The 4,871-nt window shown below is 59.8% G+C and carries 3 protein-coding genes; all 3 read left to right on the top strand.

Annotated features, from left to right (window positions below):
* The coding region (locus tag HW556_RS17980; RefSeq protein ID WP_176901503.1) for a carbamoyl phosphate synthase preATP-grasp domain-containing protein at positions 1-1,867 on the top strand (1,867 nt) is incomplete at its 5' end.
* Between the two features lie 599 nt (positions 1,868-2,466).
* Positions 2,467-3,411 carry a Rossmann-fold NAD(P)-binding domain-containing protein gene (locus tag HW556_RS17975; protein WP_176901502.1) on the top strand — a complete coding sequence of 315 codons (945 nt, stop codon included), beginning with the start codon at positions 2,467-2,469 and terminating at the stop codon, positions 3,409-3,411.
* Positions 3,412-3,636: 225 nt separating this feature from the next.
* Positions 3,637-4,871 (top strand): glycoside hydrolase family 10 protein (locus tag HW556_RS17970; RefSeq protein WP_176901501.1); only part of this gene is annotated, 1,235 nt, incomplete at its 3' end.

Below are 4,871 nucleotides of genomic sequence, written 5' to 3'. Positions count from 1 at the left end.
GCGCCTGTTCACCATTTTCCAACTGGGCCAGCTGCTGGCCGCCGGCCGCGCTAACGGTTTGGATGGCTTGGAAACCAAGCTGCTGCGCGACGCCAAGAAAGCCGGTTTTTCGGACCAGCAGATTGCCGTGCAGCTCCTGGGCGAAGGCGACGTGAAGGCCGACGAGCTGCGCGTGCGCGCCCGCCGCAAGGCCCTGGGCGTGCTGCCCGTGGTGAAGCAGATTGACACGCTGGCGGCCGAATTCCCGGCCAAAACCAACTACCTCTACACCACCTACCACGGCACCGAAAACGACCTGGAGCGCGAAACCAGCAAGTCCATTGTGGTGCTGGGCTCGGGCGTGTACCGCATCGGTTCGTCAGTTGAGTTTGACTGGTGCGGCGTGCAGGCCGTGCAAACGGCCGCCGAGGAGGGCTACAAAACCATCCTCATCAACTACAACCCCGAAACCGTTTCGACCGACTACGACGTTTCGGACCGGCTTTACTTCGAGGAGCTGAGCTTCGAGCGGGTGATGGATATTCTGGATTTCGAGCAGCCCGGCGGCGTGATTCTGAGCACCGGCGGCCAGATTCCCAACAACCTCGCCGTGCGCCTCGAAGAAGCCCACGCGCCCATTCTGGGCACCACGGCCGCGCACATCGACGAGGCCGAGAACCGCCACAAGTTCTCGCGCATCATGGACGAGCTGGGCATTGACCAGCCGCGCTGGAAGGAATTGACTTCGCTGGAGGCCATGCACGCGTTTGTGCGCGAAGTGGGCTACCCGGTACTCATCCGGCCGAGCTACGTGCTGTCGGGCGCGGCCATGAATGTGGTTTCCAACCCTTTTGAGCTGGAAGAATTCCTGAAAGCGGCCAAGCAGGTCAGCGCCGAATACCCGGTAGTGGTGTCCGAGTTCATCCAGGAGGCCAAGGAAATAGAGCTCGATGCGGTGGCCGACCAAGGCGAGATTGTGAGCTACGCTATTTCTGAGCACGTGGAGTTTGCCGGCGTGCATTCCGGCGACGCCACCATGTATTACCCGCCCCAGCGCGTGTACGTGGGCACGGTGCGTAAGCTCAAAATCATTGCCGAGAAGATTGCCAAACGCTACGAAATCAGCGGGCCGTTCAACATCCAGTTCCTGGAAAAGAACGGCACCATCCGCGTGATTGAGTGCAACCTGCGGGCCTCGCGCAGCTACCCGTTCGTGTCGAAAATCTCGGGCAACAACCTCATCAAAAAGGCCACCCAGGTGCTGCTGGGCAAGCAAGTGCCCCGCGACGAAAGCGAGCGGGTGTATGATCTGCCCTTCGTGGGCGTGAAGGCCCCGCAGTTCTCGTTCACCCGCCTGCCCGGCGCCGACCCGGTGCTGCGCGTGGACATGGTGAGCACCGGCGAAGTGGGCTGCCTGGGCGATACCGCCGAGGAAGCGCTGCTCAAATCGATGCTGAGCGTGGGCTACAAAATCCCGGCGAAAACGGTGCTCATTTCCGGCGGTCCCATCCTGTCGAAAGTGGCGCTGCTCTCCGCCACTCAGCTGCTGGTGCAGCGCGGCTACCAAATTTACGCCACCCAGGGCACCCACCGTTTTTTCGCCGAAAACAACGTGCCCAGCTCCCTGCTCTATTGGCCCAACGACGCGCAGGAGCCCAACGTGCTGACGTACCTAAAGGAGAAGAAGATCGATCTAGTCATCAATATCCCCAAGAATCTCTCGAAAGGCGAGCTGGACAACGACTACCGAATCCGCCGCACGGCCGTGGATTCGGGCGTCGGGTTGCTGACGAATGCGCGGCTGGCCAAGGCCTTCATCCGCGCCTTTTGTACGCTAGGAATGGAGGACCTCAAGATCAAGAGCTGGAACGAGTACAAGGCCATGTAATTCGCCAGAACGAGCCAAAAGGAACGTCATGCTGAGTGAAGCGCAGCGAAGTCGAAGCATCTCTACCGTTTCGTTGCCAGAGTATTCATTTACCACTGCGGTAAAGATGCTTCGGCAAGTTCAGCATGGCGTTCTTTCTTTGTAATGTAGCTGTATGTACGTCTATATCCTGACCAATCCCACCAAAATCTGGAGTGGCATGGTTAACCATACCGACTGAAGCTATGCCTGAAATCAAGATTTATAGGTCGCGTAAAGCTTTCGACAGTAATAAGCCCTGTGTGGTATTCGAAGCAGAGGAAACGAATAGAGTAGAAGTAGCAGAATACACAGAATTAGGAAGTGTAAATAGCTACTGCTTCAAACTGATGATAGATGATAATGAGTTTACCTTCTGCTATGGAAAAACACACAACAGAGATGAGCACTCAAGTCGGTTGATCCTAGGAATCAGAATGTCGCAAGAGTACTCCACTCCGCTCACCAACATCTGCTTGTACTGATAGCGGCGAATATATTTCAGGCAACTGATGCCAACGGCGTGGTAGAGATGCTTCGGCTTCGCTCAGCATGACGTTCTAACACACCACACTTTACCCATGAAAAACTTCACCTCCTTCGCCGATGCGGGCGACTATAAAGCCCTATTGCAGCAAGCTCTAGAAATCAAGGCCAACCCGTTTGGATACCAGGAAGTCGGGCGCAACAAAACCGTCGGCCTCATCTTCTTCAACCCCAGTTTGCGGACCCGTCTCAGCTCGGTGAAGGCGGCCTACAACCTTGGGGCTCAGGTATGGGTGCTGAACGCCGGTACCGACTCGTGGACGCTGGAAACGGTCGACGGCGCGGTGATGGACGGCTCGACCCAGGAGCATATCAAGGAGGCCATTGCCGTGATGAGCCAGTACTGCGACGTGCTGGGCGTGCGCACCTTCCCCACGCTCACCGACCGGGAGGCCGACTACGGCGAGGTATTCTTCAACAAGATTATCAGCTACGCCACGGTGCCCGTCATCAGTCTCGAAAGCGCCACGCTGCACCCGCTGCAAAGCTTCGCCGACCTGCTGACGGTGGCCGAAACCAAGCGCACCGAGCGCGTGAAAGTGGTGCTTACCTGGGCCCCGCACGTGCGCGCGCTGCCCCAGTGCGTGCCCAACTCGTTCTGCGACTGGTTCACCGACATCGACTGGGTGGACCTGGTCATCACGCACCCCGAAGGTTACGAGCTGGACCCCATCTTCACCCGCGGCGCCCGCATCGAGTACGACCAGCACAAGGCCCTGGCCGGCGCCGACTTCGTGCAGGCCAAGAACTGGAGCAGTTACCACGATTACGGCCAGGTACTTAGCACCGACCCCAACTGGATGCTCACGCCCGCCCATATGGCCGGCACCAACGACGCCCGGTTCCTGCACTGCCTGCCCGTGCGCCGCAACGTGGAAGTATCGGACGCCGTGCTCGATTCGCCCAACTCGCTCATCATTCAGCAGGCCGGCAACCGTACCTTCGCCATGCAAACCGTACTGCACGAGCTGCTGAAATAACGGTAGTTGGCACGACGTAGGGGCGGAGCTTAGCTTCGCTGTCCTTCAGTTGTCCCCGCCCGCCGTTGAACGATGCCGCCAAAACGAACATATGGAAAATAGTAGGGGCGAGGCTTGCTCCCGCCCGCGGCCAGTGTGTGCTATTGCATAGAACCAGGCGTAGCTGTTCGGACGGCGGGCGGGGACAAGCCCCGACCCTACGATTTTAGGCCTAAATTTGCGGTAATGCTCATATTGCCTGCCGCCCGCCCGTTTGTTCTGTTATTGATTGCCTGCCTGCTGATTGGTTTGCCCTACGAAGGTTGGGCCCAGGAGGTGCCGCCGAAGCGGGAGCTGCGGGGCGTGTGGATTGCCACCGTCGAGAATATCGACTGGCCCAGCAGCCGCAACCTGAGCCCTGAGCAGCAGCGCCGCGAGTACCGCCGTATTCTGGACGACCACCAGCGTACCGGCATCAACGCCGTGTTCGTGCAGGTAAGGCCCGCTTCCGACGCCTTTTACGCCAGCGAGCTGGAGCCCTGGAGCAAGTGGCTGACCGGCACCCAGGGCAAGGCCCCGGCCCCTTACTACGACCCGCTACCGTTTCTGATTGAGGAGGCCCACAACCGCGGCATGGAGTTCCACGCTTGGTTCAACCCCTACCGGGCTACCATGGACACGCTCACGCGCCGCCTCGCGCCCAACCACCCGTACCGGCAGCACCCGGAGTGGTTTCTGCGCTACTCGGGCAAGCTGCTCTACAACCCCGGTCTGCCCGAAGTGCGCGCCTATATCAACCGGGTAATCCTAGACGTGGTGCGCCGCTACGACATCGACGGGGTGCATTTCGACGACTACTTCTATCCGTATCCGGAGGCCAAGAAGGTGATTGAGGACCAGGATGCCTTCGCTCGCTACAACCCCGACAACCTGAAGCTGGCCGACTGGCGCCGCCAGAACGTGAACCTGCTCATCCGCGACCTGCACAAATCCATCAGCAGTACCAAGCGCTGGGTGAAGTTCGGCATCTCGCCCTTCGGTGTGTGGCGCAACCAGCGCACCGACCCCAACGGCTCCGATACCCGCGCCTTCGAGGGCTACGACGGCCTGTATGCCGACGCGCTGGAATGGACCCGCCAGGGTTGGGTGGATTACCTGCTGCCCCAGCTATATTGGAGCACCGGTTTTGCGGTGGCCCGCTACCCCACGCTCATCGAGTGGTGGGCGCGCAACGCCAATGGCCGCCACGTGTACATCGGCCACGGCGCCTATCGCATGCTCGAAAACACCAAGGCCGACACCGTGTGGCGTAACCCCCGCGAGCTGCCCCGCCAGGTGCGCCTGAACCGGACCTTCCCGGCCGAACTGCAGGGTAGCGTGTTCTTTAGCTCGAAGTCGCTCATGGCCAACCCGCTGCGCACCACCGATTCCTTGCGGCAGCACGAGTTTCGCTACCCGGCCCTGCCGCCTACCATGCCCTG

Source organism: Hymenobacter terrestris, assembly GCF_013377905.1.
Lineage (GTDB): Bacteria > Bacteroidota > Bacteroidia > Cytophagales > Hymenobacteraceae > Hymenobacter > Hymenobacter terrestris.
The sequence above is the reverse complement of the archived record's forward strand: the minus strand, read 5'-3'. Positions and strand labels throughout refer to the sequence as shown.

What these genes read in the sequence shown, in the direction of transcription:
- HW556_RS17975 (WP_176901502.1), top strand. Translation starts at nt 2,467, where the DNA reads ATGAAAAACTTCACCTCCTTCGCCGATGCGGGCGACTATAAAGCCCTA.